General features: G+C 70.1%; 35 protein-coding genes and 8 pseudogenes. 14 read left to right on the forward strand and 29 right to left on the reverse strand.

What is annotated here, in order from left to right; genetic code table 11:
• Positions 1-4: 4 nt before the first annotated feature.
• The 3 genes and pseudogenes from LP418_RS03860 to LP418_RS03870 all read right to left on the reverse strand — a co-directional run.
• Positions 5-610, reverse strand: a pseudogene (locus LP418_RS03860) (MBL fold metallo-hydrolase); the annotation flags it as partial.
• Positions 607-1,420, reverse strand: a pseudogene (murI, locus tag LP418_RS03865) (glutamate racemase). The pseudogenes LP418_RS03860 and murI, both read right to left, overlap by 4 nt.
• A 64-nt stretch (positions 1,421-1,484) precedes the next feature.
• Complete coding sequence (locus LP418_RS03870; RefSeq protein ID WP_257955289.1) at positions 1,485-1,844, reverse strand: winged helix-turn-helix transcriptional regulator; 360 nt, start codon at positions 1,842-1,844, stop codon at positions 1,485-1,487.
• A 106-nt stretch (positions 1,845-1,950) separates the two neighbouring features.
• On the opposite strand from LP418_RS03870, the gene LP418_RS03875 reads away from it, so the two are divergent.
• The gene (locus LP418_RS03875) at positions 1,951-2,811 is read left to right on the forward strand and encodes an NAD(P)H-binding protein (protein WP_257955290.1); all 861 of its coding nucleotides are present in this window, start codon (positions 1,951-1,953) and stop codon (positions 2,809-2,811) included.
• A gap of 223 nt (positions 2,812-3,034) precedes the next feature.
• On the opposite strand, the pseudogene LP418_RS03880 reads toward LP418_RS03875, so the two are convergent.
• Positions 3,035-4,440 (reverse strand): annotated as a pseudogene (locus LP418_RS03880) (IS1380 family transposase).
• A gap of 136 nt (positions 4,441-4,576) precedes the next feature.
• Here LP418_RS03880 and LP418_RS03885 point away from each other — a divergent pair.
• Positions 4,577-5,686, forward strand: coding sequence for an alkaline phosphatase family protein (locus LP418_RS03885; protein ID WP_257955291.1), 1,110 nt, complete (start codon positions 4,577-4,579; stop codon positions 5,684-5,686).
• Here the strand turns inward: LP418_RS03885 and LP418_RS03890 are convergent.
• The 17 genes and pseudogenes from LP418_RS03890 to LP418_RS03965 form a co-directional block, all read right to left on the reverse strand.
• Complete coding sequence (locus LP418_RS03890; RefSeq protein ID WP_257955292.1) at positions 5,602-6,072, reverse strand: DUF3152 domain-containing protein; 471 nt, start codon at positions 6,070-6,072, stop codon at positions 5,602-5,604. The two genes, LP418_RS03885 and LP418_RS03890, sit on opposite strands and share 85 nt — an antisense overlap.
• Before the next feature lie 365 nt (positions 6,073-6,437).
• A complete protein-coding gene (locus LP418_RS03895; RefSeq protein WP_257955293.1) occupies positions 6,438-6,977 on the reverse strand; it encodes a CotH kinase family protein in 540 nt (179 codons plus the stop codon).
• Positions 6,872-7,405 carry a CotH kinase family protein gene (locus tag LP418_RS32315; protein WP_442940105.1) on the reverse strand — a complete coding sequence of 178 codons (534 nt, stop codon included), beginning with the start codon at positions 7,403-7,405 and terminating at the stop codon, positions 6,872-6,874. Before LP418_RS32315 ends, LP418_RS03895 begins: the two co-directional genes overlap by 106 nt.
• Positions 7,302-7,589: pseudogene (locus LP418_RS32320) on the reverse strand (CotH kinase family protein); the annotation flags it as partial. The gene LP418_RS32315 and the pseudogene LP418_RS32320, both read right to left, overlap by 104 nt.
• 156 nt (positions 7,590-7,745) lie before the next feature.
• Positions 7,746-8,525: a polyphosphate polymerase domain-containing protein gene (locus LP418_RS03905; protein ID WP_257955295.1), complete on the reverse strand. Its 780-nt coding sequence runs from the start codon at positions 8,523-8,525 to the stop codon at positions 7,746-7,748.
• Positions 8,526-8,541: 16 nt separating this feature from the next.
• The gene (locus LP418_RS03910) at positions 8,542-9,174 is read right to left on the reverse strand and encodes a DUF4956 domain-containing protein (protein WP_257955296.1); all 633 of its coding nucleotides are present in this window, start codon (positions 9,172-9,174) and stop codon (positions 8,542-8,544) included.
• A 93-nt stretch (positions 9,175-9,267) separates the two neighbouring features.
• Positions 9,268-10,217: pseudogene (locus LP418_RS03915) on the reverse strand (PLP-dependent cysteine synthase family protein).
• A complete protein-coding gene (locus LP418_RS03920) occupies positions 10,214-10,486 on the reverse strand; it encodes a MoaD/ThiS family protein (RefSeq protein WP_257955297.1) in 273 nt (90 codons plus the stop codon). Before LP418_RS03920 ends, LP418_RS03915 begins: the two are co-directional and overlap by 4 nt.
• A gap of 93 nt (positions 10,487-10,579) precedes the next feature.
• Complete coding sequence (locus tag LP418_RS03925) at positions 10,580-10,921, reverse strand: Mov34/MPN/PAD-1 family protein (RefSeq protein WP_442940106.1); 342 nt, start codon at positions 10,919-10,921, stop codon at positions 10,580-10,582.
• A 43-nt stretch (positions 10,922-10,964) separates the two neighbouring features.
• Entirely contained in the window at positions 10,965-11,093 is a 129-nt protein-coding gene (locus LP418_RS03930; protein WP_257955298.1) for a hypothetical protein, read from the reverse strand.
• A gap of 60 nt (positions 11,094-11,153) precedes the next feature.
• Positions 11,154-11,966: an NUDIX hydrolase gene (locus LP418_RS03935; RefSeq protein WP_257955299.1), complete on the reverse strand. Its 813-nt coding sequence runs from the start codon at positions 11,964-11,966 to the stop codon at positions 11,154-11,156.
• Positions 11,963-12,241 carry a hypothetical protein gene (locus LP418_RS03940; protein ID WP_257955300.1) on the reverse strand — a complete coding sequence of 93 codons (279 nt, stop codon included), beginning with the start codon at positions 12,239-12,241 and terminating at the stop codon, positions 11,963-11,965. Before LP418_RS03940 ends, LP418_RS03935 begins: the two co-directional genes overlap by 4 nt.
• Before the next feature lie 40 nt (positions 12,242-12,281).
• Positions 12,282-12,911 (reverse strand): Gfo/Idh/MocA family protein, encoded by a 630-nt coding sequence (locus tag LP418_RS03945; protein WP_257955301.1) that lies wholly within the window; start codon positions 12,909-12,911, stop codon positions 12,282-12,284.
• The gene (locus LP418_RS03950) at positions 12,908-13,492 is read right to left on the reverse strand and encodes a DUF2017 domain-containing protein (RefSeq protein WP_257955302.1); all 585 of its coding nucleotides are present in this window, start codon (positions 13,490-13,492) and stop codon (positions 12,908-12,910) included. The genes LP418_RS03945 and LP418_RS03950 overlap by 4 nt, the downstream gene beginning before the upstream one ends.
• A gap of 1 nt (position 13,493) precedes the next feature.
• On the reverse strand, positions 13,494-13,799 hold the full coding sequence (clpS, locus tag LP418_RS03955; RefSeq protein ID WP_257955303.1) for an ATP-dependent Clp protease adapter ClpS: 306 nt from the start codon (positions 13,797-13,799) through the stop codon (positions 13,494-13,496).
• Between the two features lie 47 nt (positions 13,800-13,846).
• Positions 13,847-14,230: a VOC family protein gene (locus LP418_RS03960; RefSeq protein WP_257955304.1), complete on the reverse strand. Its 384-nt coding sequence runs from the start codon at positions 14,228-14,230 to the stop codon at positions 13,847-13,849.
• 2 nt (positions 14,231-14,232) lie between these two features.
• Positions 14,233-14,760, reverse strand: a complete 528-nt coding sequence (locus tag LP418_RS03965) for a DUF1697 domain-containing protein (protein ID WP_257955305.1) — start codon at positions 14,758-14,760, stop codon at positions 14,233-14,235.
• A 39-nt stretch (positions 14,761-14,799) separates the two neighbouring features.
• Here LP418_RS03965 and LP418_RS03970 point away from each other — a divergent pair, with 39 nt between their 5' ends.
• From LP418_RS03970 to LP418_RS32330, 6 genes and pseudogenes are all read left to right on the forward strand, one after another.
• Positions 14,800-14,982, forward strand: coding sequence for a hypothetical protein (locus LP418_RS03970; RefSeq protein WP_257955306.1), 183 nt, complete (start codon positions 14,800-14,802; stop codon positions 14,980-14,982).
• 22 nt (positions 14,983-15,004) lie between these two features.
• Positions 15,005-15,481 carry an ABC transporter substrate-binding protein gene (locus tag LP418_RS03975; protein WP_442940107.1) on the forward strand — a complete coding sequence of 159 codons (477 nt, stop codon included), beginning with the start codon at positions 15,005-15,007 and terminating at the stop codon, positions 15,479-15,481.
• Between the two features lie 150 nt (positions 15,482-15,631).
• Complete coding sequence (locus LP418_RS03980) at positions 15,632-16,156, forward strand: hypothetical protein (protein WP_257955307.1); 525 nt, start codon at positions 15,632-15,634, stop codon at positions 16,154-16,156.
• Positions 16,111-16,422: an ABC transporter permease subunit gene (locus LP418_RS03985; protein WP_257955308.1), complete on the forward strand. Its 312-nt coding sequence runs from the start codon at positions 16,111-16,113 to the stop codon at positions 16,420-16,422. Before LP418_RS03980 ends, LP418_RS03985 begins: the two co-directional genes overlap by 46 nt.
• Before the next feature lie 166 nt (positions 16,423-16,588).
• Positions 16,589-16,895, forward strand: a pseudogene (locus tag LP418_RS32325) (ATP-binding cassette domain-containing protein); the annotation flags it as partial.
• 21 nt (positions 16,896-16,916) lie between these two features.
• Positions 16,917-17,219: a hypothetical protein gene (locus LP418_RS32330; RefSeq protein WP_442940361.1), complete on the forward strand. Its 303-nt coding sequence runs from the start codon at positions 16,917-16,919 to the stop codon at positions 17,217-17,219.
• Here LP418_RS32330 and LP418_RS03995 read toward each other — a convergent pair.
• The 3 genes and pseudogenes from LP418_RS03995 to LP418_RS04005 form a co-directional block, all read right to left on the reverse strand.
• A complete protein-coding gene (locus LP418_RS03995; RefSeq protein WP_257955309.1) occupies positions 17,188-17,502 on the reverse strand; it encodes a LysR substrate-binding domain-containing protein in 315 nt (104 codons plus the stop codon). The genes LP418_RS32330 and LP418_RS03995 overlap by 32 nt on opposite strands.
• Complete coding sequence (locus LP418_RS04000) at positions 17,499-17,735, reverse strand: hypothetical protein (RefSeq protein ID WP_257957307.1); 237 nt, start codon at positions 17,733-17,735, stop codon at positions 17,499-17,501. The genes LP418_RS03995 and LP418_RS04000 overlap by 4 nt, the downstream gene beginning before the upstream one ends.
• Positions 17,736-17,957: 222 nt before the next feature.
• Positions 17,958-18,095, reverse strand: a pseudogene (locus LP418_RS04005) (LysR family transcriptional regulator); the annotation flags it as partial.
• A gap of 72 nt (positions 18,096-18,167) precedes the next feature.
• Here LP418_RS04005 and LP418_RS04010 point away from each other — a divergent pair.
• Positions 18,168-18,815, forward strand: coding sequence for a LysE/ArgO family amino acid transporter (locus LP418_RS04010; protein ID WP_257955310.1), 648 nt, complete (start codon positions 18,168-18,170; stop codon positions 18,813-18,815).
• Positions 18,816-18,845: 30 nt separating this feature from the next.
• Here LP418_RS04010 and LP418_RS04015 read toward each other — a convergent pair whose 3' ends face one another.
• Positions 18,846-19,232, reverse strand: coding sequence for a hypothetical protein (locus LP418_RS04015; protein ID WP_257955311.1), 387 nt, complete (start codon positions 19,230-19,232; stop codon positions 18,846-18,848).
• A gap of 140 nt (positions 19,233-19,372) precedes the next feature.
• On the opposite strand from LP418_RS04015, the gene LP418_RS04020 reads away from it, so the two are divergent.
• Complete coding sequence (locus tag LP418_RS04020; protein ID WP_257955312.1) at positions 19,373-19,705, forward strand: hypothetical protein; 333 nt, start codon at positions 19,373-19,375, stop codon at positions 19,703-19,705.
• Here the strand turns inward: LP418_RS04020 and LP418_RS04025 are convergent.
• Entirely contained in the window at positions 19,684-19,812 is a 129-nt protein-coding gene (locus tag LP418_RS04025; RefSeq protein WP_336275899.1) for a hypothetical protein, read from the reverse strand. The genes LP418_RS04020 and LP418_RS04025 overlap by 22 nt on opposite strands.
• A gap of 19 nt (positions 19,813-19,831) precedes the next feature.
• Between LP418_RS04025 and LP418_RS04030 the strand changes: the two genes are divergently transcribed.
• A complete protein-coding gene (locus LP418_RS04030) occupies positions 19,832-19,969 on the forward strand; it encodes a hypothetical protein (protein ID WP_257957308.1) in 138 nt (45 codons plus the stop codon).
• Between the two features lie 134 nt (positions 19,970-20,103).
• Here the strand turns inward: LP418_RS04030 and LP418_RS04035 are convergent, their stop codons facing one another.
• On the reverse strand, positions 20,104-20,499 hold the full coding sequence (locus LP418_RS04035; RefSeq protein WP_257955313.1) for a hypothetical protein: 396 nt from the start codon (positions 20,497-20,499) through the stop codon (positions 20,104-20,106).
• A gap of 227 nt (positions 20,500-20,726) precedes the next feature.
• On the opposite strand from LP418_RS04035, the pseudogene LP418_RS32335 reads away from it, so the two are divergent.
• Positions 20,727-21,239: pseudogene (locus LP418_RS32335) on the forward strand (oxygenase MpaB family protein); the annotation flags it as partial.
• Here the strand turns inward: LP418_RS32335 and hppD are convergent.
• Entirely contained in the window at positions 21,216-22,589 is a 1,374-nt protein-coding gene (gene hppD, locus LP418_RS04045) for a 4-hydroxyphenylpyruvate dioxygenase (protein WP_257955315.1), read from the reverse strand. The pseudogene LP418_RS32335 and the gene hppD overlap by 24 nt on opposite strands.
• 221 nt (positions 22,590-22,810) lie before the next feature.
• Here hppD and LP418_RS04050 point away from each other — a divergent pair, with 221 nt between their 5' ends.
• Entirely contained in the window at positions 22,811-23,143 is a 333-nt protein-coding gene (locus LP418_RS04050) for an Lrp/AsnC family transcriptional regulator (RefSeq protein ID WP_257955316.1), read from the forward strand.
• On the opposite strand, the gene LP418_RS04055 is transcribed toward LP418_RS04050, so the two are convergent.
• Entirely contained in the window at positions 23,140-23,778 is a 639-nt protein-coding gene (locus LP418_RS04055; RefSeq protein WP_257955317.1) for an IclR family transcriptional regulator, read from the reverse strand. The genes LP418_RS04050 and LP418_RS04055 overlap by 4 nt on opposite strands.
• An 81-nt stretch (positions 23,779-23,859) precedes the next feature.
• Here LP418_RS04055 and LP418_RS04060 point away from each other — a divergent pair, with 81 nt between their 5' ends.
• A complete protein-coding gene (locus tag LP418_RS04060) occupies positions 23,860-25,314 on the forward strand; it encodes a hypothetical protein (RefSeq protein ID WP_257955318.1) in 1,455 nt (484 codons plus the stop codon).
• Position 25,315: the final 1 nt, after the last annotated feature.

Below are 25,315 nucleotides of genomic sequence, written 5' to 3' on the forward strand. Positions count from 1 at the left end.
CGGAGCCCGTCATGTGCAGGTCGGGCGGGTTGTCGACGCCGTCACGGAAGGACGCCTCGCACAGCAGCAGGTCGGCGCCCGCGGCGAGGTCGGTCAGCTCCCGGCAGGGGCCGGTGTCACCGCTGTAGACCGGGGTGCGGCCGTCGACGGTGACCTTCATGGCGAAGGCGTCGACCGGGTGTACGACGACGCGGGCGGTCTCGACCGGGAACGGTCCGACCTGCACGGGGCCGGCGTGCGCGTGGAAGTCGAACTCCTCGGTCATCCCCGGGTCGAGCGGCAAGTCGTAGGCCCGCGCGAGCCGCCCGGGGGTGTCCGAGGGACCCCACACAGGGATGCGCGGCTGCGGGCCGGTCGGGTGGTACTTGCGCATGACGTAGTAGCCGCACATGTCGAGGCAGTGGTCTGCGTGCAGGTGGCTCAGGAACACCGCGTCGATGGTCAGCGGGTCGGCGTAGCGCTGCAGGTGGCCGAGCGCACCGTTGCCGAGATCGAGCAGGATCCGGAAGGTGCGACCGTCCAGCTCGGCCTCGAGGAGGTAGCTGCTCGCCGGCGACTCGGGGCCGGGATAGGAGCCCGAGCAGCCGAGGACGGTGAGGCGGGCGCTCACGACAGTCCGCCGGCGAACTGGGAGGCGACCAGCAGGTCGGAGCCGAGGAACCGGCGACCGATCGTCTCGAACTCGTCGGGGCTGCCGGTGGTGGCGAAGGAGTAGGTCGGCACGCCGCCCTCGCGCATCAGGTCGGTGCGTACGAGCAGCTTGTAGACGTCCTTGGCGCACTCTTCGGCCGAGCTGACCGGGGGTGACGTCGTCGCCCATCACCAGCGAGATGACGCCGGTGAGCAACGGGTAGTGCGTGCAGCCGAGCACGAGCGTGTCGACACCCGCGTCGACGAGCGGCTGGAGGTATTCGTGGGCGACGTCGATGAGCTCGCTGCCGCCGGTCACGCCCTGCTCAACGAAGTCCACGAAGCGAGGGCACGCGCGGGTCAGGAGCTCGACGTGGGGCGCCGCGGCGAACGCGTCGTCGTAGGCCATCGACTCCGCGGTCGCGCGGGTGCAGATCACGCCGATCCTGCCGTTGCGCGAGGCGGCGACGGCGCGCCGGGTCGCGGGCAGGATGACCTCGACGACGGGTACGTCGTAGCGCTCGCGTGCGTCGCGCAGCATGGCCGCGCTCGCCGAGTTGCAGGCGATGACCAGCGCCTTGACGCCCTCGGCGTAGAGGTGGTCGAGGCACTCGAGGGCGTACTCGCGGACCTCGCTGATCGGCTTGGCGCCGTAGGGCTGGCGCGCGGTGTCACCGACGTAGCGGATGGATTCGTGCGGCAGCTGGTCGATGACCGACCGCGCGACCGTCAGCCCGCCGAAGCCGGAGTCGAAGATCCCGATCGGGGCTTCACGGGAGAGGGAGGGCACTGGGCAAGGCTAGGGCTGCGCGGGGAGAAAGGCACGCGCTCGGCGGCGTCGGTCCCGTCACACGTCACGACGTCGGGTTGTCGCCCGCGTGCCCGGCGATCCACTGCATCAACGGGACGAGGTGTGCGGCGAGCTCCGCGCCCGGCTCGGTGAGGGAGTACTCCACGTGCGGGGGCACGACCGGCCGGGCGTCGCGGAGGACCGGGCCGTCGTCGGCCAGCGTGCGCAGCGTCTGGGCGAGCATCTTCTCGCTGACACCCTGCGCCCTGCGGCGCAGCTCGCTCCAGCGCAGTGGCTCTCCCTCGGAGAGGGCCAACAGCACGAGCACGCCCCACTTGCTCATCACGTGGTCGAGCAGGACCCGGCTGTGGCAGGCCGCGGGGAAGACGCCGTCGGGGTAGAGCTCGCGGAGATTGCTACTCACCAACATGTAGGTACCTTACTTCAAAGTGGGTACTACCCAATGGGAAGTTAGTGGAGCTCCCCTTCGTTGGGCCGGACGACAAGCCCTCCAACGAACAGGAATCACGATGACCACCTACCTCGTCACCGGCGCCAGCGGACAGCTCGGCCGCCTCACCGTCCGGGCCCTCCTCTCGCAGGGAGTGGCCGCTTCCGACGTCGTCGCCACCGCCCGCAACACCGCGGCCATCTCCGACCTCGCCGCCCTCGGCGTCGTGACCCGCGCCGCCGACTACACCGACCCGGCCTCCCTCAAGGAGGCCTTCGCCGGCGTCGACCGCGCCCTGCTCATCTCCTCGAGCGCCGTTGGTGAGCGGGTCGCGCAGCACGCCAACGTCATCGACGCCGCGCGCGACGCCGGCGTCGAGCTGCTCGGCTACACCAGCGTCACCCGGGCCGACACCTCGCAGATGATCCTCGCCGGCGAGCACCGCGCGACCGAGGAGCTGCTTGCCGCATCGGGTCTGCCCGTCGTCCTGCTGCGCAACTCGTGGTACCTCGAGAACTACACGGCACAGGCCACCACCGCGCTCGAGCACGGAGTCGTGCTCGGCGCCGCCGGCGAGGGTCGGGTCAGCGCCGCCACCCGCGCTGACTACGCAGCCGCGGCCGCCGCGGCACTGGTCGCCGACGACCGGGCCGGTCGCGTCCACGAGCTCGGTGGCGATGTCGCGTTCACCCTCGAGGAGTACGCCGCAACGCTGGCCGCCGAGTCCGGCCGGCCTGTCGCCTACCGGGACCTGCCCGCGGCCGAGCTGAGTGCGGCCCCGGTCGGCGCCGGCCTGCCCGGGCCGTACGCCGACATCCCGGCCGACTCCGACCCGGGCCCGGGGCGCGGCGAGCTGCTGGCCGACTCGCGCGACCTGTCCCGGCTGATCGGTCGCCCGACGACCACGCCGGTCGAGGCGATCCGCGCCGCTCTCGCCTGATCCGTTGCACTGACCCGTCCCGGCCGCGCGGTGCGACGCACCGCGCGGTCGGTGGTGCGCGCTGCGGCGTACCGCCCGCTTAGCCTCGATCCACCGATGAGCAGGGGCTGACTGGTCGGGGTCGCTGACGACGGGTCATCGGGTGTGTGGGCGTGGCCATCCGTCTGGCCTCGCTGCCGGGTTGTTCCAGGGTTGGTCTTCGTGCCGGTCTCGGCTGGGGTGGTCAGGCCGTCGGTGTTGGTGGTGGGCGTCCGCAGGCCCGGGTGAACAGGTCGCTCCAATCTGTCTCCCGGGGGCCAGTGCGCCGGGAGGTGCAAGGTCACCCGGCGTGCGGAGGACGCGACCCGGGCCGGCACCGTGATGACTTTGCGACGGATCGTCGCGGTCGTGGCCTTGGCCAGCCCGGGGCTGGTCAGGGTCGCGGCGGCTCGGGTCAGGTTGAACGCCATCACGGCCAGCACGAGCCGGGCTGCGTTGGCGGCGAACTTGCCCGAAGGCAGGTGCGCCAGCGCGGAGTGCTTCAGATCGGCGTGGACCTGCTCGATGATCGCGTGACCACGGTGGGTCTTGTCCGCGGCCACGGTGTCGGCCACGGCCGGGTCGGTGGTGGTGAAGAACGCGTGGAAGCGCCGGGTGTCGAACAACGTCTCCTGCCCTGCGTTCTTGCCCGGGTTGAGGTCCGGGATCCGGCGCACCACGAGCCGTCCGGGGACCTGCTCGGCCTTCTTCTTCGAAGTGAACGCGGTGAACCCAATCTCGGAGACCTCGGCGCGAGAGACCCGGGTCTGGGTCTGCTCGTCGAAGACCGCGTCGGTGTACTCGATGGGAGTCCACGCATCGTCACCGATGCTGGCGATCGCCGCCTTGACCTTGGGATCCATCCGGACGGTTACCGACACATCGGCGCCGCCGCGGATCGTGGCACCAACGGTGGCGTGGCCGTAGAACGCGCTGTCGGCACGCACCAACACCTTGGCCGAGGACAACGAGGCGACCGTCTTCAACGCGTCCGCGATCAGCTCGGCCGCGCCCCTGCGGCGAACCACACGAGCCCTTCCGCAGTCGCTGAGCCACGATCACCGGTGCGGACTGGGTTGTGGTCGCCGTGGCGAGGAGTGCGTTGAGTCCGCGGACGCCGGAGTAGCCGTAGCCCGAACCCTGCTTGGCGTAGCCGTGGACCTCGATGATGGTGTCGTCGATGTCGAGCATCACCCGCTCAGCGGTGCCAGCCGAGGAGACGACCAGCGGGGTCCGGGCTGCCAGCCGGCCCGGGAACCGGGAGGCCACGGCGTCGAGCTGACGGACGTGACCGAAGGTGAACGACCGCAAGAACGAACCCAGCGTTGAGGGTGCGTAGGCGTTGGTGAAGACCCGGCCCATCCCGCCGTGACGCAACAGCGCCATGTCGTCGATGGAGTCGGCGCCAGCGACCATCCCGGCGACCAGCGAGGTGACCTTCAAGCCGGCGTTGGCGCCCTTGTCGGTCGGCACGCTCAGATGCGTGTGAGCGAGTTCTCGGAGCCCGGCGGACCGGGCGAGAGTCAGGACCGGGACCAACCCGGCGGACGACACGAGATTCGGATCGTCGAACACCGCTGAGGTCGCGGCCGACGTGTGGCAAAGTTGCATCTACGAGATGCCCTTCGTACTTGGTGGAATTGGGACCCTGAAGAAGTCCGATTTTCCCAGCACGTAAGGGCATTCTCACTTCACGACGCGCTCACAACCCCAAGTTCATCGGTGGATCGAGGCTTAGGGTTGGCGCATGCATCGCCTCGGAGTCGTCCTGTCCGCCCTGACCGTCTCACTCTCGGGCGGCATCGCCTGCGCCGCCGCCAGCGACGGTCCGGACGCCGCGCGTCCCACTGTCGAGCGTCGACTCGACACGGTCGGACCCATCGACACGGTCGTCGCGATCTCCATCGACGGCCTCAACCCCAACGCGATCACCAAGCTCGGTCGTCGCGGCGCGCCGACGCTGCACAAGCTGATCCGGCAGGGCGCCACCACGCTCAACGCTCGCACCGAGCTCGAGCTGACCGACACACTGCCCAACCACACCGGCATGGTCACCGGTCGCCGGATCGAGGCCGCGACCGGCGGGCACGGTGTGACTCGGAACGACGACCGGCGCACACCCGCGACGGTCCAGGCCGCGGCCGGTCACGACGTCTCGTCCGTCTTCAACGTGGTCCACGACGCCGGCGGCGACACCGCCTACTTCGCGAGCAAGACGAAGTTCTCGCTGTGGGAGCGCTCGTGGCCCGAGGCGATCGACGCCGACGTGATCGTCGAGAACAACAAGGCGCTCGTGGCGAACTTCCCGGGTGACCTGACGAACGAGACCCGCAGCTTCCGCTTCCTGCACCTGTCGGCGCCAGACGTCGCCGGTCACGCCACGGGCTTCATGGGCCCGGGCTACCTCCGGGCCGTCACCGCAACCGATCGCCTCGTGGGCCGGGTCCTGCGCGCGGTCAAGGCGTCGCCCACGCTGGCCGGGCACACCGCGATCATCCTCACGTCCGACCACGGCGGCCGCGGCGCCAGCCACCGCGCTCCCAACCGGCCGGCCAACTACACGGTCCCCTTCATGGTCTGGGGTCCCGACGTCGCCCGCGGCGCCAACCTCTATGCGATCAACCCCACCTACTCGGCCCCGGGGCGAACGCAGACGACGTACGCCGACTCGCCGATCCGCAACGGTGACGTGGCCAACCTCGCGCTGGACCTGCTCGAGCTGCCGGCCGTTCCCCGACAGCGAGCACAACCGGGCCCGGGACCTGATCGCGTTCACCGCTCAGCCGGCGTCGGCCACGGGTTGAACCGGCAGCCGTCGAGAGCCTTCGACTGCTGCATCATCACCGGCGCCGGCTGACCCGCGCCGGGACAACCACGGTGCCCGTGGCCGAGCCAGTGGCCGGTCTCGTGGTTGACCACGAGGTGCCGGTAGTCGCGCAGCCCGGCCCGTGCCCGGTTCCACGCCGGCGAGGCGAACTTCCAACGGTCCCGGTTGATCACCACGAAGCGACCGACCCGACATGACCAGTACGTCGAGCACTCGGCGCCGAAGGACGGCAGGGTCGACGCCTCCGCGAGGACGAGCGAGAAGTCGCCTCCCCTCTCGACCTGCCGGAAGGCGATGCCGCCCGCTCGCCAGCCCCGCGCGTCGCCGTACGTCTCCTGCGCCCGGCGCTTGAAGATCGCGACACTGGTGCTGATCCGACCGCGAGTCGTGACGTCGTAGGTGACGGTCCTTCTCACCGGGGTGCGGTAGTCGACCCCGGTCGTCGCCTGCGCGGTGGCGGCGGTCCACGCATGGCCGTCCGCGCGGACGCGGACCTCGACCGAGACCCCCGGTCCCGACGTCGAGCGCGGTCAGGCGGTAGGACCGCTCGCGCGCCCGGGCGATCGGTTCGCCGTCGCGCAGCCAGCGGTAGCGCGTCTCCGTGCGCTGGGGTGACCATCGGCCCGGGTGGGCCCGGAGGACTGGCCCTCCCTCGCCGTGCCGCTGATCACCGGCGCCTCGGTGTTGGTCAGCGACGGCAGCACGAGGGCCGCCCGCGGGGCGCGGCGACGAGCACGAGACACAGCACGACAAGGAACACGGTCCCGGGCACGGGCTCAGACTAGGACGCCGGCGACAACTCATCGACGTGCTCGTCCAGCCGGGCGATCCGCGTCTCCAACCACCTGCGCAGGGCCCGGACCTCCCGGCCGTACGTCTCCCGCTCGGTCGCGGACGGCGGGTTGGGCCACCTGCGCTTGCCGAGCACCGGCCAGCGCCGGAAGTTGCGTTCCGCAGCGCCGGTCGACCGCAGCGTGCGGGCGTTGCCGGCCACGGATCCGAGCAGCTCCTCGCGGAGGCCACCAGCGCGGAGCTCCTGCCAACGCGCAGCCGGGGCCGAGACGAAGGCCGGGTCGGCGTACAGGCGCTCGACCCATGGACGGTCGGCGAGCATGGATCCGCGCGGGAACCGTGCCGCGCCCCGGAAGTCGTTGCCGGACGAGATGTCGAAGTCCCAGACCGGGCCGAGCACCCGGGGCGACCCCGCGGACCCGGTCAGGTAGGTGCTCGAGTAGAACGCGTCCCGGTTCTTGAAGAGCTCGTTGACCAGCACGTAGTCGACTGCCGCCGACTCATCGAGGTGGGGGCGCCAGCCGGACACCGCGTCCGTCCGGGGGGCCCGTGGATGGCGCGGTCGGCGGCCTGCAGGCTGCGCCTCACGTCCGCGCGCTCCTGCCGGCCGAGCTCATCGCGCTCGGGGTCGTTGTGGAGCACGGGCACGTTGGCCTCCGTCAGCCGGAAGGGCTTGTCCTCGCCGGCGAGCTTGTCGAAGGACGTCCACTCGAGGAGCCGCCCCGACGCCCGGTCGGCCCGCACCCGTTGGTCGTGGAGCTTCAGCTTCTCCATCAGCACGTAGACCCCGTGGTAGCGACCGTTGAGAACCACTTCGACGAACCGGGTGCGGCTGGCGGTAGCGGCCCATGCTGCGTGCCGTCGCGTAGGCGAGCACGTTGCGCATGAGCGTTTTCTCGCTGTACGGCGCATACAGCACCCAGTCGTCGTCGGCAGGCATGCCGAGGAGCCGGGCATCCCGGTTGTCACCGGCACGATCCTGCAGCTCGAAGCTCCGGGACTTCTTCGGGAAGCGCCGCGACGACTGGCCTCGCAGCTCGATGTCGATCGACCCACGGAAGGTGGTGCGGTTGCCCTTGCGCAGCACCGGGCGGGCCGTGGTCCTGTCGTCGTGGATCCGGCCGCCGACCCGGATGTGCACCGTGGGCAGCGACCTCTCGGTCGACGGTCGCGCCGCCTCCGCCGGAACGGCCGGGGCCGCCCCACTCAGTGACGCGGCCGGGCAGGGGGCGGCCGGGATCAGGACCAGGGCTGGCCACCAGCGCGACGGATCGGGTGAGCCTGCGCGGCGACGGGCTCATGCTCCGACCCCCACCGGGGGTGCGCGCTCGGGCTCCCAGTCGAAGTAGCGCCGCAGGGTCCGGTTCCATCGGTTCGCCGACAGATGGGGTCGCACCATCGCCATGCCGACGCAGTACTTGCTGATCGGCACGGGCCTCTCCCCCATCGACCACAGCACCCGATCGGCGGTGGTCGCACCGCCGAGCGACTTGATCTCGATCAGCACGTGGCTGTCCATGCGTGCTGTCTGGCCGCCCGGCGCCGTACACACCAGGCGAGCGTCGCACGTGACTCTCGAGCCCTCGGCCAGATTCACCGGGGTCTGCCGCGCGTAGCGGGTGCGGAGCACGGGTTCGAGCTCCCCCGCGCCGCCGTCGAGGTGCACGCGTTCGTCGACGAACTCGCCCGCCTCGTCGTCGAGTGCTTCGCGGCCCTCGAGCGGGTAGGGCATCCGGGTCTTCACCGTCTCGCCGCGGCCACCCTCGGTCTTGACCTCCAGCATGCACGTCGCGGAGTCGACGTAGGTGCGGGTGCGGACCTTGAACTTGCTGCGGCGACCGGTGGCCGACTGGTGGTATGCCTTGAGATCGGGAGTGTCGAAGTAGACGGACTCGTAACGGAAGTCGCGGAGTCCGTCGATCTCCAGCACCCGCAGGGTGTCCCCACACGCTCGCACGAACTCGTCGAACCGGTCCGGGGTGACGAGGTACTTCCGGTCGACCCGGCTCTGCAGCTCGGCCACCGCGAGCACCTCACCCAGCGTGATCGGGGCGAGCTGCGCGGCGCCCCGGCGCATGGCCGCGCGCGGTCGCTCACCGGACGCCACCGGCCGACACGACCTCGTCAGGACCTCGCACGACCTCTCGCGGGGCCATCGACAGCGAGTCCAGCTCATGGCATTCCGGCCGCAATCGATAGCGCACATCGACGATGGTCACGTCGCGCACGAGGTCGAGCTCGACGACGATGAACCTCTGGATGTCCGCGCCCAGCAGGCCGTCGAGGTGATGTGCAAGCGCCGCCTCGTTCGCGATCGCCGCATCCGGGGTGACCGTCTGTTGCCGGTTGAGTGCGTACAGGCGCGGGTGATCTGCGACGAACATGACCACCACGATCAGCGAGCCCACCAACGGTGCCACCTGGGCAGGGTTCGGCTGCAGGCCGGCAATCAGTCCCGGGGCCAAGGAGGCGAAGTAGTAGGCCACCTCCTCCTGCGTCAGCGCGTTGGAACGCAGCCGGATGATCGACAGGACCCCGAACAGTCCGAGCCCCAACCCGGCGGCGACGGTGGCGTTGGCGAGGACCAGAGTGACGGCCATGATGCCGACGTTGAGCGCGACGTAGGCGATGAGCATGTCCCGGCGGCGGTGCCGGATGAAGTAGATGCCGTAGGCCAGCACCGAGATGGCCAGCGCATCGAAGGCCACCAGAAGGATCGTAGTCATGAAGGGTTCTCCTCATCTGCGCCCGAGCGCGTCGACGACCACCATCTCGGCGATGCGTGAGCGCTCGGTGAGGCGCGGATGAGAAAGGTCTTACTAGGCCCAGAGCTGGCCGTCGAGCCGGTCTTCCGCCTCGTCGACGGTGCCTTCGTAGGCGCCGGTGGAGAGGTACTTCCAGCCGCCGTCGGCGACGACGAACGCGATGTCGGCGCGCTCCCCGCCTTGACGGCCTTGGCGGCCCGGCCCAGCGCGGCGTGCAGGATCGCGCCGGTCGAGATGCCGGCGAAGATGCCCTCGAGCTCGAGCAGCTCACGCACGCGGCGTACGGCGTCGCGGGGGCCGACCGAGAAACGCGAGTCGATCAGCGTCGCGTCGTAGAGCTCGGGCACGAAGCCCTCGTCGAGATTGCGCAGGCCGTAGACGAGCTCGCCGTAGCGCGGCTCGGCTGCGACGATCTTCACGTCCGGCTTGGCGGAGCGGAAGTAGCGCGAGACGCCCATGAGGGTGCCGGTCGTGCCGAGGCCGGCGACGAAGTGGGTGATCTCGGGCAGGTCGGCGAGGATCTCGGGGCCGGTGCCCTGCTCGTGCGAGAGGGCGTTGGCGTCGTTGCCGTACTGGTAGAGCATCACCCAGTCGGGGTGCTCGCCGGCGATCTTCTTGGCGACGCGGACGGCCTCGTTGGAGCCGCCCGCTGCCGGCGAGGACACGATCTCGGCGCCCCACATGCGCAGCAGCTGGCGACGCTCCTCGGAGGTGTTCTCCGGCATCACGCAGACGATGCGGTAGCCCTTGAGCTTGGCGGCCATGGCCAGCGAGATGCCGGTGTTGCCGCTGGTCGGCTCGAGGATGGTGGCGCCGGGGCGCAGCGTCCCATCCTTCTCGGCCTGCTCGATCATCTTGAGCGCGGGCCGGTCCTTGATGGAGCCGGTCGGGTTGCGGTCCTCCATCTTGGCCCAGATGCGGACATCAGGGCTCGGCGACAACCGCGGCAGCCCGATCAGCGGGGTGCCGCCGACGGACTCCAGCAGGCTGTCGAAGCGGGTCATCCGCCCGCAACCGCCGGGAGCACGACGACCCGGTCGCCGTCGGCGAGCTCCGCCTCGAGGCCGCCGATGAAGCGGACGTCCTCGTCGTTGATGTAGACGTTGACGAAGCGGCGCAGGTCGCCGTTCTCAAGGAGGCGATCCCGCAGACCCGGGTGGTTGCCCTCGAGGTCGTCGATGAGCGCGGTCAGCGTGGCACCGTTGGCCTCGACCGCCTTGGCGCCGTCGGTGTAGGTACGAAGGATGGTGGGGATGCGGACCTCGATGGCCATCAGATGCTCTCTTCCTTGGGCGTGATCGTGACGTCTTCCTCGGTCACGACAGCGTCGATGATTCTGTAGGACCTGAACTCGACCGGGCCGTCGTTATTCCCGTGCTCGCGCGTGCTGACCAGCACGTAGTGCGCGTTGGGCTCTGCCTGCGAGGCCGATGTCGGTGCGGCTCGGATATGCCTCGGTCGCGGTGTGCGAGTGGTAGATGACCACCGGCTCCTCGTCGCGCTCGTCCATGTCCTTGTAGAGCTGGAACAGGTCCGTCGAGTCGAACTCGTAGAACGTCGGGCTCCCCGCGGCGTTGACCATCTCGATGAACCGCTCGGGCCGGTCGCTGCCCTCGGGCCCGGCGACGATGCCGCAGGCCTCGTCGGGATGGTCGCGCTTCGCGTGCGCGACGATCACGTCGTACGTCGCTTGGTCAATGGTCAACACGGGTCAAGGGTAGGCGGCGGGACCGAGGCGGCCCGACCGCGTCTCAGACGCGGAGGGCCGCAGCGCGACCGAGCGGCCAGATGACGGTGGCGGCAGATCGCAGCCACCCTGCGCCGTACGACGCGAGGTGCCGCCACCCCCTGAAGTTCCACTCGTGCGAGTGGAAGTTCATCGGCCGCTGAGCGTGGGGCGGCTGAAGCGGGCCTGAAGTTCCACCCGAGCGAGTGGAAGTTCAGTGGGTATGCCGAAGCGCGGCTGCGGCGCACACCGCGGCGCACGCGTCGAGCAGCTCGTCCTCGGTGAACCCCGCGCCCGCGAACCGGGCAGGGGCGGTCAGGCCCTGCGCGAGCAGGTCGTCGCGGCTCAAGGGCTTGCCCTCGTGGACCTGCACCAGCTCCGGGTCGCTCGACTCGCGGACCAGTTCCACCGGGTCGGCGATGCTGGCGGCGACGTGCACGGTTGGGCGACCTTCTGGCCCGAGGAGCACGCCCACCCATCCCGCTGCACAGGACGTCACGCCGAACACGGGGACGTCCGGGCGCAACGGCACAGGCCCCTGTTCGGGCACGAACTTCCCGATGAAGCGGGCTTCGCGCTCGTCGGAGAGCCCCGCCTCCATCCGGCTCGCCATGTGCGGCGACATCGGCGGAAGGTCGTCGATGGGCCACCAGCGCACGTCGGTGGACTCGTCGTCGGCGACGTAGGCCTCCCCGCTCACCCAGGTGCAGGCGAACGTGAGGTCGAGGTAGGCCGCGCGATCACCGTTGTCATAGGTCAGCTCGGGCAGCACGGTCGTGGTGGCGAGCCGGTCGACGGTGATGACGACGCCGGTCTCCTCCGGGGCCTCGCGCGCCGCCGCGATCGCCGGTTCCTCGCCGGGGTCGACAATGCCGGTGACGGGCGTCCAGGCGCCGTTGTCGGCGCGCTTGACCAGCAGCACGTGCCCGTCGCCGCGGGTGATGACCGCGGTGACGCCGGGCAGCCAGAGCGGGTGGTGGCCGATCAGCTCGCGCATCTCGACGATGAAGTCGGGGATGGGGCTCATCCGGCCAACCAACCCTCGACCACCCGCTGCACACGGAGCCCGGCGGCGAAGTCGGCCATGTTGGGAGATCCCCCGTCGCGTACGGCGACAGCGAACGCACTCAGGCGAGTGTGCTCGCTGCCGCGCTCACCCGGAGCCTCGATCGGCTCGAAGGCGCTGCCGGTCGACACCGCGAGGTCGCCCCAATCGGTCAGGCGATAGGAGCGATCGGTGCCGTGGACCGTCCATTCGTAGGTCTCCGGCCGGGCGCTGCCCGATTCGGCCCAGACGCGCACGGGCACACCTCCGGCCGGGAACACGGCTGTCGCCGAGGTCTCACTGCCATCGCCGTCGCCCGGTCGCGTGACCGATGACCACACGGGCGTGAGCTCGCCGACAAGCCTGTCGGTGACATAGGCGAAGTGCGAGAAGACCTCTCGCAGGAATCCGCCCTCGGCCGTGCGCGAGCCACGTCGCGTCCTGCTGGAACTCGCGCGGCCACTGCGGGAAGGCGAGTCGGATCTCGACCGAGACCACCTCGCCCAGCTCGCCGGCCCTGATCGCGCGCTCCACCTCGAGCACGGCGGCGCGATCAGAGAGGGCGAAGTTCAGTCCCGTGGCTGGACCATGCTGGGCTGCCGCGACCATGCGCTCCCCGTCGGCAAGGTCGATCGCCAGCGGCTTCTCGCAGAAGACGGCCATTCCCGCATCGAGCGCTCGGGTCGCGAGGTCGGCGTGCAAGCGGGGTGGAGTGGCGATGTAGATCGCGTCGAGACCTTCGTCGAAGAGCTCCGCCGCGTCGGCGACGACCGTGACGCCCGGGTGCGCCGACGCCGCACGCAGCCGTGCGCCGGGGTCAGGATCTGCGGCGATCCGCACGTCGTGATCGGCGTGCTCGCACGCCACGCGCAGCATCTCGGTGCCCATGGCGCCGAGTCCGATGATTCCCAGCGCGATCCTGCTCACGCGATCAGTGCCTCGACAATCGTCTCCTGCAGCAACCCGACCCACTCGTAGATGTCGTGCGCCCGGGCGCGCGGATCGTCGTCGTCGAGGGTGTACCAGAACTCCTCGTCGTCCTCCTCGACACCGAGCCGGGTGGCGAGGGCGAGGCGGATGTCGGTGAACGACCGCATCCAGGTCTCGGCGGTCGGCTCATCGAGCTCGACGTCGATCATCAGCCCGTCCTCCTCGAGCTCGGGCGGCAGCCCGGCCTCCTCGAGGCAGTCGATGATCGCGATGGCGGCCGCGGCCTTGCCGTCGCGCAGGCTGCCCTCGGTGAAGCGGCGGAACTCCGACGCGGCCTCCGGGTCCTCCGTGTAGGCAGTCGGGAACAGCCGCTGCAGCACCGGGTCCTCCGGCTCGCTGGTTGGCCCGGAGAAGTCCATCATCGCCTCGAACGGGTCACGCGAGTCGTCCGGCACCGCGGCTTCGTTGCGGAGCAGCTCGACGATCTGCGAGGCCAGCGAGCGCAGCAGGTCTGCCTCGAAGCCGGTGAAGTTGGCGATGATCAGGCGAGAGGTCCGGTGGCGGGTGAAGGCCCCCACGTCAGGTCGCCTTCTCCATGGTCGCCCACAGCCCGTATTCGTGCATCGCCTGCACGTCGCGCTCCATCTCCTCGCGGGTGCCGGTGGAGACCACGGACTTCCCGTCGTTGTGCACCTCGAGCATCAGCTTGTCGGCCTTCGCCTCGGAGTAGCCGAAGTACTTCCGGAAGACGTAGCTGACGTAGGACATCAGGTTGACCGGGTCGTTCCACACGATCGTCACCCACGGCTTGGCGAGGAACGTGATCTCGTCGGGGGTGAGGGTCGGATCGACCTCGACGGGGCTTGCGGCTGACACGGTCGCCATCGTGACACACGCGGTGGCAAGGGCTCACCAACTGGGCGTTTCCCGCGTCAGGGCCGGGTGGTCGCGTGCCGGTCGAAGTCGGCGCGGTCGGTCCAGACGGGCACGACGCACAGCAGCAGGCCACCGGGGTCGGCCATCACCACCCACCCGTCGGCACGCTCGACGACGGTCGCGCTGAGGGCCTCGAGCCGCGACACCTCAGCAGCGATGTCGTCGGTCTCGAGGTCGAGGTGGATGCGCGGCGGCGTACCGCTCCCGGTCCGCTGCAGCTCCAGTGCCACGTTGCCGGGCAGCCGATGGAGAGATTCGTACGGCGGGTCCGGGTTTGCGGCACGGGTTGCACCCTGCGCGCCCGCCCAGAAGCCGGCCGCGGCGTCGAAGGACTCCTCGGGCTGGTCGATCATGACGACGGCGATCCGGGATCGATGCATGCTCAGCACCACTTCTTGGCCGAGGTCGTGACAACGTTGTAGTTGCGGTTCGTCGCGACGCCGATCAACCTCTCGACCTTCAACGGGTCGACGCCGCCGGCCTCGTAGCCCGCGCCGAGCAGGAGGTGGCAGGCGCGGCCCCGCACCACGGCCCGGTGGTCGTCGGTCGACAACGCCTCGACTGCCGCGGGGTCGGCCACGGGCTCCTTGAGGAGCAGCACGTAGTGGCGCGACAGCTCGCGTTCGGCGTACAGCTCCTCGGCATCCCTGCCGATCTGGGCGAGCTCCGCCCGCGTGAAGACGATCGTCGGCACCTCGAATCCGGTGGCCGCGAGGAAGGCCTCCTCCAGCGCCGCCTCGATCTTGGCCCGCGAGCGGAGGCTCGAGGTCACGCGGACGTTGCCGGTGTTGATGTAGGTCTCGACGTCGGTGAAGCCGGCACTCTCGCAGGCGCCCTTGATCGCGTCCTTGGGGAACTTCCGTTTCGCTCCGAGGTTGATGGCCCGGAGGAACGCGAGGTGGGTCGGCATGCAGACATCATGGCGCGGAACAGGGTTATGGTGCTGGGCATGAAGACTCGAGCTCTGGCCGCAAGTCTGTCCGCCCTCGTCCTCGCCGCGACCGCCGCAGGTTGCGCCAAGGACGACACCTCCTCGACCACCGAGTCGGGCATCGAGCTGGTCAAGGACGGCACCCTGACCATCTGCACGCACCTGCCATACGAGCCGTTCCGAGTTCACCGAGGGCGGTGAGGTCGTCGGCTTCGACCCCGCGGTGCTGGAGATCGCCGCCGACAACGAGGGGCTCGAGACCGAGGTCCTCGACGTCGCGTGGGAGACGATCACGACGGGCGAGGCACTCAACAGCGGCCAGTGCGACGTGGGCGCCGGGGCCATGACGATCAACCCCGAGCGTGAGGCGGTCATGGACTTCACCGACCCCTACTTCAAGGCCACCCGGGCCCTCATGACCAAGACCGGCGCGGGCATCACCTCGCTCGAGGACCTCGCGGGCAAGAAGGTCGCGGTGCAGGACGGCACGACCGGCGCGGAGTACGTCCGCGAGAACGCACCCAAGGACACCGAGGTCATCTCCTACGAGGACTCCTCCCTGATGCAGCAGGCGGTCCTGACCGGCCGGTCGACGCCGGCGTCAACGACAACGGCCTGCTCAACTACTTCGTCAGCGAGAACCCCGAGGTCGAGGTCGTCACGGAGTTCCAGACCGGCGAGGAATACGGCTTCTCGGTGAAGAAGGACGGCAACGACGAGCTGCTCGCCGCCATCAACGAGGGCATCGCGAGCGACGAGTACGACGCGGTCTACGAGGAGTGGTTCGGCACTGCCCCGCCCAGCTGATCGTCCCTTCCCCGCCGCCCCGTCGAAGAAGGTGACCTGACCCATGGCGAGTCCCCGCCAGCGCGCCGCCCGGTGGCGCTACGTCCAGTACGCCGTCCTCGTCGCCGTGTTGGTGGCGATCGCATTCCTCGCGGACTGGGGCCAGATCCAGCGCGTTCTGGAACTGGGAGCTGGTCAAGGAGCAGTTCCCCGCGTCCTGACCATCGCGTTGAAGAACACCATCATCTACACCGCGTGCGGCTTCACCTTCGGACTGGCCCTCGGCCTGTTCCCCGGCACTGATGCGCCTCTCGAGCGTCGGCCCCTACCGATGGATCGCGACGGCCGTCATCGAGCTCTTCCGTGGTCTCCCCGCCCCGGTCGTCTTCATCGCCCTGAGCGTCGGTTTCCGATTGGCCTTCCCGGCCTACGAGATCCCGTTCGGCAACCTCGGCGTCGTCACCCCCGGCCCCGGGCCCGGTCGGGGGTGCCTACATGGCCGAGACGATCAGGGCCGGCATCCGAGCCGTGCCCAAGGGTCAGATGGAGGCCGCCCGCTCGCTCGGCCAGTCGCACGGGCAGGCGATGATCCACGTGGTCGTCCCGCAGGCGTTCCGGATCATCCTGCCGCCGCTGACCAACGAGCTGATCCTGCTCACGAAGGACTCGTCGCTGGTCTACATCCTCGGGCTCTCCCTCTCTGGCTACGAGCTCACCAAGTTCGGCCGGGAAGGCATGAACTCCGCCTCCAACCTGACCCCGATCATCGTGATCGCCCTGTGCTACCTGCTGATCACGGTGCCGTTGTCGATCGTCGTCCGCCGCATGGAGAGCCGCTCGGAGAGGGCCCGCTGATGACCACCACCCACACTGCCTCCGATCGACGCGGCGCCGCGATCGACGTCCGGGACCTGCACAAGTACTTCGGCGACAACGAGGTGCTCAAGGGCATCGACTTCCACGTCGGCAACGGCCGGTCGTCTGCGTCATCGGCCCCAGCGGCTCGGGCAAGTCCACCCTGCTGCGCTGCGTCAACCTGCTGGAGATCCCGACGAGCGGCAAGATCTTCGTCGAGGGCGACGAGATCACCGATCCCGACGCCGACATCGACAGGCTGCGCTCGCGGATCGGCATGGTCTTCCAGCAGTTCAACCTGTTCCCGCACATGACCGTGCTGCAGCAACCTCACCATCTCCCGGGAGAAGGTCAAGGGACGCAAGAAGGCCGAGGCGATCGAGGTCGCCCGCAAGAACCTCGAGAAGGTCGGACTGGCCGACCGCGAGGACGCCTACCCGGCACATCTCTCCGGCGGGCAGCAGCAGCGCGTCGCGATCGCCCGGGCGCTGTCCATGGACCCCGACATGATGATGTTCGACGAGCCGACCTCGGCGCTCGACCCCGAGCTGGTCGGCGACGTGCTCGCCGTCATGAAGGACCTCGCCTCCGAGGGTATGACGATGATGGTCGTCACCCACGAGATGGGCTTCGCCCGCGAGGTCGGCAACAAGCTGGTCTTCATGGACGGCGGAGTCATCGTCGAGGAAGGTGATCCTCGCGAGGTCCCGGGCAACCCTCAGCACGAGCGCACCCAGGGCGTTCCTCTCCAAGGTGCTCTGAGCCTCAGCCCAGCCAGCCGCGCGCCGATTCGGTGATGGCTGCGGTCAGGTCGGCCATCAACGGCGACTCGAGGCGCCAGTGCTGCCAGAACAGCGGCACGTCCGAGTGGCGACCGGGGACGATCTCGACGAGACGGCCCTTGTCGAGGTCAGCGCGCACCTGCGCCTCGGGGATCATCCCCCAGCCCATGCCGCGGCGTACGGCGGTGTCGAACTCCCCCACGGACGGGATCCACGTGACCGGCGGAGTGAAGTGCCGGCGCGTGACCTTGCGCAGGAAGTCGTGCTGCAAGGTGTCGTTGCGGTCGAACGCGATCATCGGAGCCCGGCCCAGCGCGGCCGGGACGGGGCCGTCGGGCAGGTGGTCCTCGAGCCGGGGGGCGTGGCGACGGCGCGGTAGCGCATCGACCCGAGCCGCACCACGCGACAGCCGGGCACCGGCCTCGGGTCGGAGGTCACGGCCGCCATCACGTCGCCTCGACGCAGGCGCTCGGTGGTGCGCGACTGGTCCTCGCGGACGACCTCGAAGGTGACGCGGTGCGCCGACTGCACGGAGACGAGGGCATCGATGAGCCAGTGTAGAGGGCATCCGCGTTGACAGCAATCGGTACGGCGACGAACGGGTCGTCCTCGTCGGGTTCCTCCCCCTCGAGCAGCTCGGCCACCGCCTCGCGCTCCAGCAGCTCGGTCTGCGCCGCCAGCCGGACCAGCACTGCCCGCCTCGGTCGCCTCCAGCGGCTTGATCCGGTGGACCGGGACGCGACCCACGTGGGTCTCCAGCGCCTTGATCCGCTGGCTCACCGCGGAGGGCGTGACGTGCAGCTCGCGAGCCGTGGCCTCGAACGTCCCCAGCCGCACGGCGGTCGCCGTGGTGCGCAGGGCCACGGGGTCGATCTGGGTGACGTCTCTCATAATTAGAGAGTCTAATGATTCCTCAGAATACTTCGCTGGATTGAAGATCGATCCCCACCTAGCGTTGGACGCATGTTGAGCATCTTCGTCACCGGTGTGGCCACCGGCTTCGCCCTGATCGTCGCCGTCGGCGCGCAGAACGCCTTCGTCCTGCGCCGGGGCATCCGCGGCGAGCGGGTCCTGCCGATCATCGTCGTGTGCATGCTCTCCGACGCGCTCGCGATCTCCGTCGGGGTGGCCGGCTTCGGCGTCGTGCTCGAGCGCTGGCCGTCGGTCCTGCCGATCGCCCAGATCGGTGGTGGGCTCTACCTCCCGGCGTTCGGCGTCCAGTCGGCGATGCGAGCCCGGCGCCCGACCGGCCTGTCCGCGGGGTCAGGAACGACGATGACCGTGCGCCGCGCGGTGCTCCTCACCCCGGCCCTGACCCGGCTGAACCCGCACTTCTACCTCGACGCCATCCTCATGCTCGGCACCGTCGCCAACAGCTTCGGTGACCAGCGCTGGTGGTTCTGCGCCGGCGCACTCACGGCCAGCGCGATCTGGTTCCCCACGCTCGGCTTCGGTGCCCGCGCCCTGCGCGGGGTCTTCGCCCGCCCGTCGGCCCGGCGGGTGCTCGACTCCGGCATCGCCGTGGTCATGGCCGGCCCTGGGCATCGGGTTGCTCGCGCACTGAGGCACCCACACCGGCCATCCGGCGTGCACCACGCTGCCACCGTGTAGCCACCTGCTCGCCAGCCGCGCTCGGTCGACTCAGGACATGACTCCTCGGATCCTCACCGCCCCGGTCGCACCGGCCCTGCTGGCGGGCGTCGCGCTCGTCGGCCCCACGGCCTCGCCGGCCACCTCCGCCACGGCCGAGGCCCCGGCCGCCGCCCCCTCCAGCAGGCCCACGCCCACAACGACTACGAGCACGAGCGTCCACTGCTCGACGCTCTCGACCACGGGTTCACCTCGGTCGAGGCCGACGTCTGGCTGGTCGATGGAGAGCTGCTCGTCGCCCACGACCTCGCCGACGTCGAGCCCGGACGGACCTTGGAGTCGCTCTACCTCGAGCCGCTGGCGAAGATCGCGGCCGACAACGGCGGCTCGGTGTACCCCCGACTGGGACGGCACCTTCCAGCTGCTGATCGACGTCAAGAGCGCCGCCGGTCCGACGTACGACGCTGTCCACCTCCGCGCTCGCAGCGCACGAGGACACCATCACCCGCTTCCAGCACGGCACCACCAAGCAGCGCGCCGTCGATGCGGTCATCAGTGGCAACCGCGACCTCGCGTTCATGCAGTCGCAGAAGAAGCGCTTCGCCGGCTTCGACGGGCGCCTCGCGAACCTCGGATCGGGACTGCCCGCAGGCGTGATGCCGCTGGTGAGCGACAACTGGACCAAGCACTTCACCCGGCAGGGTGTCGGGCCGATGCCACAGGCCGAACGCGCCAAGCTCGACGCGATCGTCGCGCAGGCGCACGCGGCGGGCTACCGGGTCCGGTTCTGGGCCACGCCTGACGCTGACCTGCCCAACCGGGAGTCGCTGTGGCAGGTGCTGCGAGACGCAGGGGTCGACCACATCAACACCGACGACCTTGCGGGGCTTCAGGCCTTCCTGTCGTCCTGACCGACGACCGGGCCGAGGCCGGAGCCCTGCTCGGCGAGCGCTTCGCCCAGCCGGTCGATCGCGATCGGTCCGACACCGTGCATCGCCGCGAGCTCCGCCTCGCTCAACGACGCGACTCCCTCCAGCGTGGTGATCCCCACGCTGCGCAGGGCTCGCGTCGCGGGCGCACCGATGGTGCGCGGCAAGGGCGTCCCGGTCTCGCGCGGTGCGCGTTCCGCGCGGCTGGGGCAGCCCGGCATCGACGACCGCCTCACCGCGCGGTGACAGCAGGTAGCCGATGGCCAGCGACTCGGTCAGCCCGAGCTCCTTGAGCTTGCGGACGTCCTTCTTGAAGTCCGCCGTCTCCCGGCCGACCTGCGCGGCCGGGTCGGGCGCCCGCACGGTCGGGTTGAGGTCGATCAGGTCCAGAGTCTCGCGGGTCCAGGGCGCCGTACGCCGAAGCGCCGTCCAGCCTCGCCGGGCGCGTTGATCTCGGCGAGCTCGTGGGCGGTCGGGATCGCCTCGCGGAGCGCTTCACGGGGATCCGGGCCGGCGTAGGCGAGACCGATGCGCCGGGCCGGGTCGTCGGGGCGGGCCGCGAGGGCTTCGCGAAGCGCCTTCAGGGACGGGGCACCCGCGCGACGGGCATCCTCCGCGGTGATCCGCCCGGCTTTCTCGACCGAGGTGACCTCCAGCAGCCCGACGGACGTGCGCATCCGGGTGCCGATCACGACGCGCGGCTTGGCCCAGCGCCGGAACGCGAGATCGACGGTGCCGGCCTTGATCGCGGCGAGCTCCGCCGGACGGATCATCATGGCTCCCAGCCTGCCAGACCTCGTAGTGTCGAGGCATGGCATCCCTGCGGACGCGACTTGGCCGGGAGCTGTTCGCGCGCGTGGCCGGGCCGGAAGGGCCCAAGCACCGCGAGCGCATCCACGGCACGCCCGGACCGCGCTGGTTCGACCGCGACTCCGAGATCGTCCGCGTCCACGGCGACGCGGCCATGTTCATCGGCGGTATCCGCGCGATCCTGCTCCAGACCATGCACCCGGCCGCGATGCAGGCGGTCGCCGACCACTCCGGCTACCGCGGCGACATGTGGGGCCGGCTGGCGCGCACGAGCCACTTCCTCGCGGTCACCACCTTCGGCACCGCCGAGCACGCCGAGCAGTCGGTGCGCGCCGTACGCACCATCCACGAGCGGATGACCGGGACGATGCCGGACGGCACTCCCTATGCCGCGTCCGACGCGCACCTCCCGGCGTGGGTGCACGCGGCCGAGGTCGACAGCTTCCTGCTCGCGCACCAGACGTACGGCGCCCGCCCGCTCGACGCAGCCGGGTGCGACGCCTATGTAGCGCAGGCAGCCGAGATCGCCACAAGACTGGGGGTGCTCCATCCCCCACGGACGGTGGCCGAGCTCCGCGAGGTGCTGGACGACTTCCGGCCCGAGCTGCGCGCCACCGACGAGGCGCGCGGCGGTCAGGTTCCCGGTGCTGCACCCCGACCTGCCGCTCGCCGCCCGCCCGGCCTACGGCGTGCTGATGGCCGCCGGCGTCGCGCTGATGCCGCGCTGGACGCGGCTGCCGCTGCGCCTCCCCCGGCTGCCCGTCTCCGAGCGGACCGTGGTCAAGATGCTCGGCACGCTCGCCACCGGCACCATCCGCTGGGCCATGAGACCGCCAGCGTGACGCTCAGAGGTTCCCCGCGCGTCCTGCTCGCGCTCGATCGCCTCGAAGAGCGCCTTGAAGTTGCCCTTGCCGAAGCCCGGGGAGCCGTGGCGCTCGATGAACTCGTAGAACACCGTCGGCCGGTCGCCCATGGGCTTGGTGAAGATCTGCAGGAGGTAGCCGTCCTCGTCGCGGTCGACCGGGATCTTGCGCTTCTTCAGCTCCTCGATCGGCACCCGGACCTCGCCGATGCGAGCACGCAGCTCGGGGTCGTCGTAGTAGGAGTCGGGCGTGTCGAGGAACTGGATGCCGTTGTCGCGCAGGATGTCGACCGAGCGCAGGATGTCGTTGGTCGCGAGCGCGATGTGCTGGCAGCCCGCGCCGTCGTAGAACTCGAGGTACTCGTCGATCTGCGACTTCTTCTTCACGATCGCCGGCTCGTTGAGCGGGAACTTCACACGGTGGTTGCCGGACGCGACGACCTTCGACATGAGCGCGGAGTAGTCGGTGGCGATGTCGTCGCCGATGAACTCCGCCATGTTCGTGAACCCGAGCACCTTGTTGTAGAAGGTGACCCACTCGTCCATCTTGCCGATCTCCACGTTGCCGACGCAGTGGTCGATGGCCCGGAAGAGGCGCTTGGGGTGCCCCTCGCGACGGACCACCGTCGACTCCCGGGCGACGAAGCCGGGCAGGTAGGGGCCGCTGTAGCGGGAGCGGTCGACGAGGGTGTGGCGCGTCTCGCCGTACGTCGCGATCGCCGCGAGCCGGACGGTGCCGTGCTCGTCGGACTCGTCGTGCGGCTCGACGAGCACGGTAGCGCCCATCTTGCGCGCGTGGTTGATGCACTTGTCGACGTCGGGCACCTCGATCGCGAGGTCGACGACGCCGTCGCCGTGCCTGCGGTGGTGCTCGAGCACGGGGCTGTCGGGGGTGACACCGCCGGTGAAGACGAAGCGCGCGGAGCCACTGCGCAGGACATAGGTCTTGGATTCGCGGTGGCCGGTCTCGGGGCCGCGGTAGGCCTCGAGCTCCATGCCGAGCGCGAGCTGGTAGAAGTTCGCGGTCTGGGTCGCATTGCCGACCACGAAGCAGACGGCGTCCTGCGCGATCACCGGGAAGGGGTCGGTCGAGGCGTCGTACTCGACGAGCCCGACCAGCTGCTGGAGCTGCTCGAGCGTGAGCCCGGCCTGCTGCTCCTCGGCGGTGAGCACGGTCAGCGTGGTGTCAGTCATGGCACAACTCTGACAAGTGACACGCAACGTGTGCAACAGTACGGCGAAGTGCTGGACAACTTGCACAGTCAGGAGCCGTGCCATGGACGATCTGGACGCACAAGTGATCGATCTGTTCGCGAACGAGCCGCGGATCGGCGTCCTCGAGGCGAGCCGTCGCCTCGGCGTGGCCCGCGGCACCGTCCAGGGCGCGGCTCGACCGCCTGACCGGGACCGGCGTCGTGACGGGTTGGGGCCCGGACCTGTCCCCCGACGCCCTCGGCTTCCCGGTGATGGCGTTCCTGACCCTCGAGATCCGCCGGGGCTCGGGCCACAACACCGTCGCCAGCCACCTCGCGACCATCCCCGAGGTGCTTGAGGCCTACACGATCACCGGCGCCGGGGACATGTGGGCGCGCGTCGTCGCCCGGTCCAACGCCGACCTCCAGCGCGTCATCGACCGGGTGCTCGCCGACCCCGGCATCGAGCGCTCGACGACCGTGATCGCCCTCGCCGCCCAGATCGAGCACCGGGTGCTGCCGCTCGCGCGGGTCGCGGCCGTCACGCCGGGTTAGCGCAGGCGCAGCGCGACTTCCTTCGCCGCAGCCAGCACCCGCGGCGCGACGAGCTGCTCGTCGATGGCGCCGTCGAGCGTCACGATCCCGACGCTCGCGCGCAGGCCGTCGACGCCCCGCACCGGAGCGGCCAGCCCGTGGGCACCGGACTGCAGCTCACCACTCGTCACGGCGTACGCCGCAGTGTCGGCCTCGCCGAGCAGACCGATCGCCTTCCCGGCCGCACCCGAGGACAGCGGGTGCCGCGACCCGATCCGGTAGGCCACGTGGAAGTCGGTCCACGTCGGCTCGACCACGGCCGGGGCGAGCGCCTCGTCGCCGTCGGCGACGGTGAGGTGCGCCGTACACCCGATCGCCTCGGCGAGGGACCGCAGCACCGGCACTGCCGGGTCGCGGAGCAGAGGTTGCACGGCCGAGGCGAGATGGAGCACCCCGAGCCCGACGAACAGCCGTCCTCGGCTGTCGCGACGGACCAGCGCGTGCTGCTCGAGGGTGCTGATCAGGCGGTAGACGACCGTGCGGTTGACCGCCATCTGCTGCGACAGCTCGGTGACGGTCAGACCCTCGGGCGCCTCAGCGAGGACGCGCAGGACGCGCAGTCCCCGGTCCAGCGTCTGGGAGGTCTCGGCGGTCATGACCCCAATCTAGTGACAACTTCGTGCGGACCGCTCCCATCACACCCTGTGAGTGCCTCTGGCACCCAACCCCGAGACGGGGTGTCCACACACCGAACCATCAAGGGAGTCATCCATGCATCGCCACGTTCGCCACACGTTCGCCGCCACGGGAACCACGGCGCTCCTCGCTGCCGCACTGCTGACCGCGCCCGGCGCGCAAGCCCTGCTGCCGCGGTCACCTGCCGGGGCAAGGACGTCACCATCGACGGCACCAACCGGGCAGCCGTCAACGGCACGCCCAACAACGACGTCATCGTCGCCAGCGTCGGCGCGACCGTCACCGCGCTCGCCGGGGACGACACCATCTGCGTGCTGCCCGGCACCGCCACCTCGGCGACCTCGGTCGACGCCGGAGACGGCAACGACTCCGTCGACACGTCCACCGTGGCAGCCGCCAGCACCGTCACCACCGCCCTCGGCGCCGGCGACGACACGTTCACCGGCGGAGCCGGCTCCGATCAGGTCTCGACCGGCGCCGGCACCGACACGGTCTCGACCGGCGCCGGCAACGACGGCGTCGGCTCCGGCGTCGCCACCCAGCCCAACGGGGACAAGCTCGACCTCGGCACCGGGGACGACGTGCTCGACTGGCACGGCGTCCAGACGCCGCAAGGGTCCGTCGACTTCGGCGACGGGCTCAACACCTTGACCGACAGCGACGGCGGAGCCGTCGCGATCAACGCCACCTCGCGCAAGGTGGACCGCGCCGGTGTCACGGTGCTGAAGTGGACCGGCTCGGTCGCGACGTACGTCGTGGACTCCACGGCGACGACCGCGGCCTTCACCGGCAGCACCGGTCCCGAGACCTTCGTGCTGCGCGACCCCGCGACGGGCGCCACGCCCACCACGGTCGCTGTCGACATGGCCGGCGGCGACGACACCATCACCATCCGCTCCAACGTCCTCGACGGCTCCACCCGGAACGGCGGCGACGGCACGGACCTCTTCCAGATCGCCTACGACTACAAGGAGCTGCTCCTCGACCTCCGCAGCGGCCAGTTCGAGACCGGCCCCGCGGACGTGACGCCCGACCAGCGCGTCAGCAGTGTCGAGAACGTCGACGCGGTCACCGCCGCAATGACCGTCAAGGGCGACGACCCCGCCAACGCCTTCAACCTGCAGGGTTGCTTCGTCAATGCCGTCGGGCGAGCCGGAGCCGACACCATCGGCTTCGGCGTCGACATCGACAACGCCCCGGCGCTCACGTGCACCGGCGCGAAGATGATCGCCCGAGGCGGCAAGGACACCGACAAGATCTCCGGCACCGTCGGCGACGACCGGTTGTTCGGCAACAAGGGTGCGGACATGATCGAGGCGATGGCCGGCAACGACGTGATCTTCGGTGGTGACGACAACGACCGGATCCGCGGCAACGCCGGCAACGACAAGGTCCGCGGCAGCAAGGGCGACGACGAGCTCGCCGGCAACGAGGGCAACGACCGGGTCCAGGGGCGACCGGGGCAACGACCGGCTCCTCGGTCACGCGGGCAATGAC

Origin of the sequence: Nocardioides sp. B-3 (assembly GCF_024703895.1) — a bacterium.
Classification (GTDB): Bacteria; Actinomycetota; Actinomycetes; order Propionibacteriales; family Nocardioidaceae; genus Nocardioides.

Bases quoted from the DNA above. Each gene is read 5' to 3' on its own strand.
- LP418_RS03875 (WP_257955290.1), top strand. From the start codon at position 1,951: ATGACCACCTACCTCGTCACCGGCGCCAGCGGACAGCTCGGCCGCCTC.
- LP418_RS03885 (WP_257955291.1), top strand. From the start codon at position 4,577: ATGCATCGCCTCGGAGTCGTCCTGTCCGCCCTGACCGTCTCACTCTCG.
- LP418_RS32315 (WP_442940105.1), bottom strand. From the start codon at position 7,405: ATGCCCGGCTCCTCGGCATGCCTGCCGACGACGACTGGGTGCTGTATG.
- LP418_RS03905 (WP_257955295.1), bottom strand. From the start codon at position 8,525: ATGCGCCGGGGCGCCGCGCAGCTCGCCCCGATCACGCTGGGTGAGGTG.
- LP418_RS03910 (WP_257955296.1), bottom strand. From the start codon at position 9,174: ATGACTACGATCCTTCTGGTGGCCTTCGATGCGCTGGCCATCTCGGTG.
- LP418_RS03920 (WP_257955297.1), bottom strand. From the start codon at position 10,486: ATGGCCATCGAGGTCCGCATCCCCACCATCCTTCGTACCTACACCGAC.
- LP418_RS03930 (WP_257955298.1), bottom strand. From the start codon at position 11,093: ATGAACTTCCACTCGCACGAGTGGAACTTCAGGGGGTGGCGGCACCTC.
- LP418_RS03935 (WP_257955299.1), bottom strand. From the start codon at position 11,966: ATGAGCCCCATCCCCGACTTCATCGTCGAGATGCGCGAGCTGATCGGC.
- clpS (WP_257955303.1), bottom strand. From the start codon at position 13,799: ATGGCGACCGTGTCAGCCGCAAGCCCCGTCGAGGTCGATCCGACCCTC.
- LP418_RS03960 (WP_257955304.1), bottom strand. From the start codon at position 14,230: ATGCATCGATCCCGGATCGCCGTCGTCATGATCGACCAGCCCGAGGAG.
- LP418_RS03965 (WP_257955305.1), bottom strand. From the start codon at position 14,760: ATGCCGACCCACCTCGCGTTCCTCCGGGCCATCAACCTCGGAGCGAAA.
- LP418_RS03970 (WP_257955306.1), top strand. From the start codon at position 14,800: ATGAAGACTCGAGCTCTGGCCGCAAGTCTGTCCGCCCTCGTCCTCGCC.
- LP418_RS03980 (WP_257955307.1), top strand. From the start codon at position 15,632: ATGGCGAGTCCCCGCCAGCGCGCCGCCCGGTGGCGCTACGTCCAGTAC.
- LP418_RS03985 (WP_257955308.1), top strand. From the start codon at position 16,111: ATGGAGGCCGCCCGCTCGCTCGGCCAGTCGCACGGGCAGGCGATGATC.
- LP418_RS32330 (WP_442940361.1), top strand. From the start codon at position 16,917: ATGGACCCCGACATGATGATGTTCGACGAGCCGACCTCGGCGCTCGAC.
- LP418_RS03995 (WP_257955309.1), bottom strand. From the start codon at position 17,502: ATGATCGCGTTCGACCGCAACGACACCTTGCAGCACGACTTCCTGCGC.
- LP418_RS04010 (WP_257955310.1), top strand. From the start codon at position 18,168: ATGTTGAGCATCTTCGTCACCGGTGTGGCCACCGGCTTCGCCCTGATC.
- LP418_RS04020 (WP_257955312.1), top strand. From the start codon at position 19,373: ATGCAGTCGCAGAAGAAGCGCTTCGCCGGCTTCGACGGGCGCCTCGCG.
- LP418_RS04035 (WP_257955313.1), bottom strand. From the start codon at position 20,499: ATGATGATCCGTCCGGCGGAGCTCGCCGCGATCAAGGCCGGCACCGTC.
- hppD (WP_257955315.1), bottom strand. From the start codon at position 22,589: ATGACTGACACCACGCTGACCGTGCTCACCGCCGAGGAGCAGCAGGCC.
- LP418_RS04055 (WP_257955317.1), bottom strand. From the start codon at position 23,778: ATGACCGCCGAGACCTCCCAGACGCTGGACCGGGGACTGCGCGTCCTG.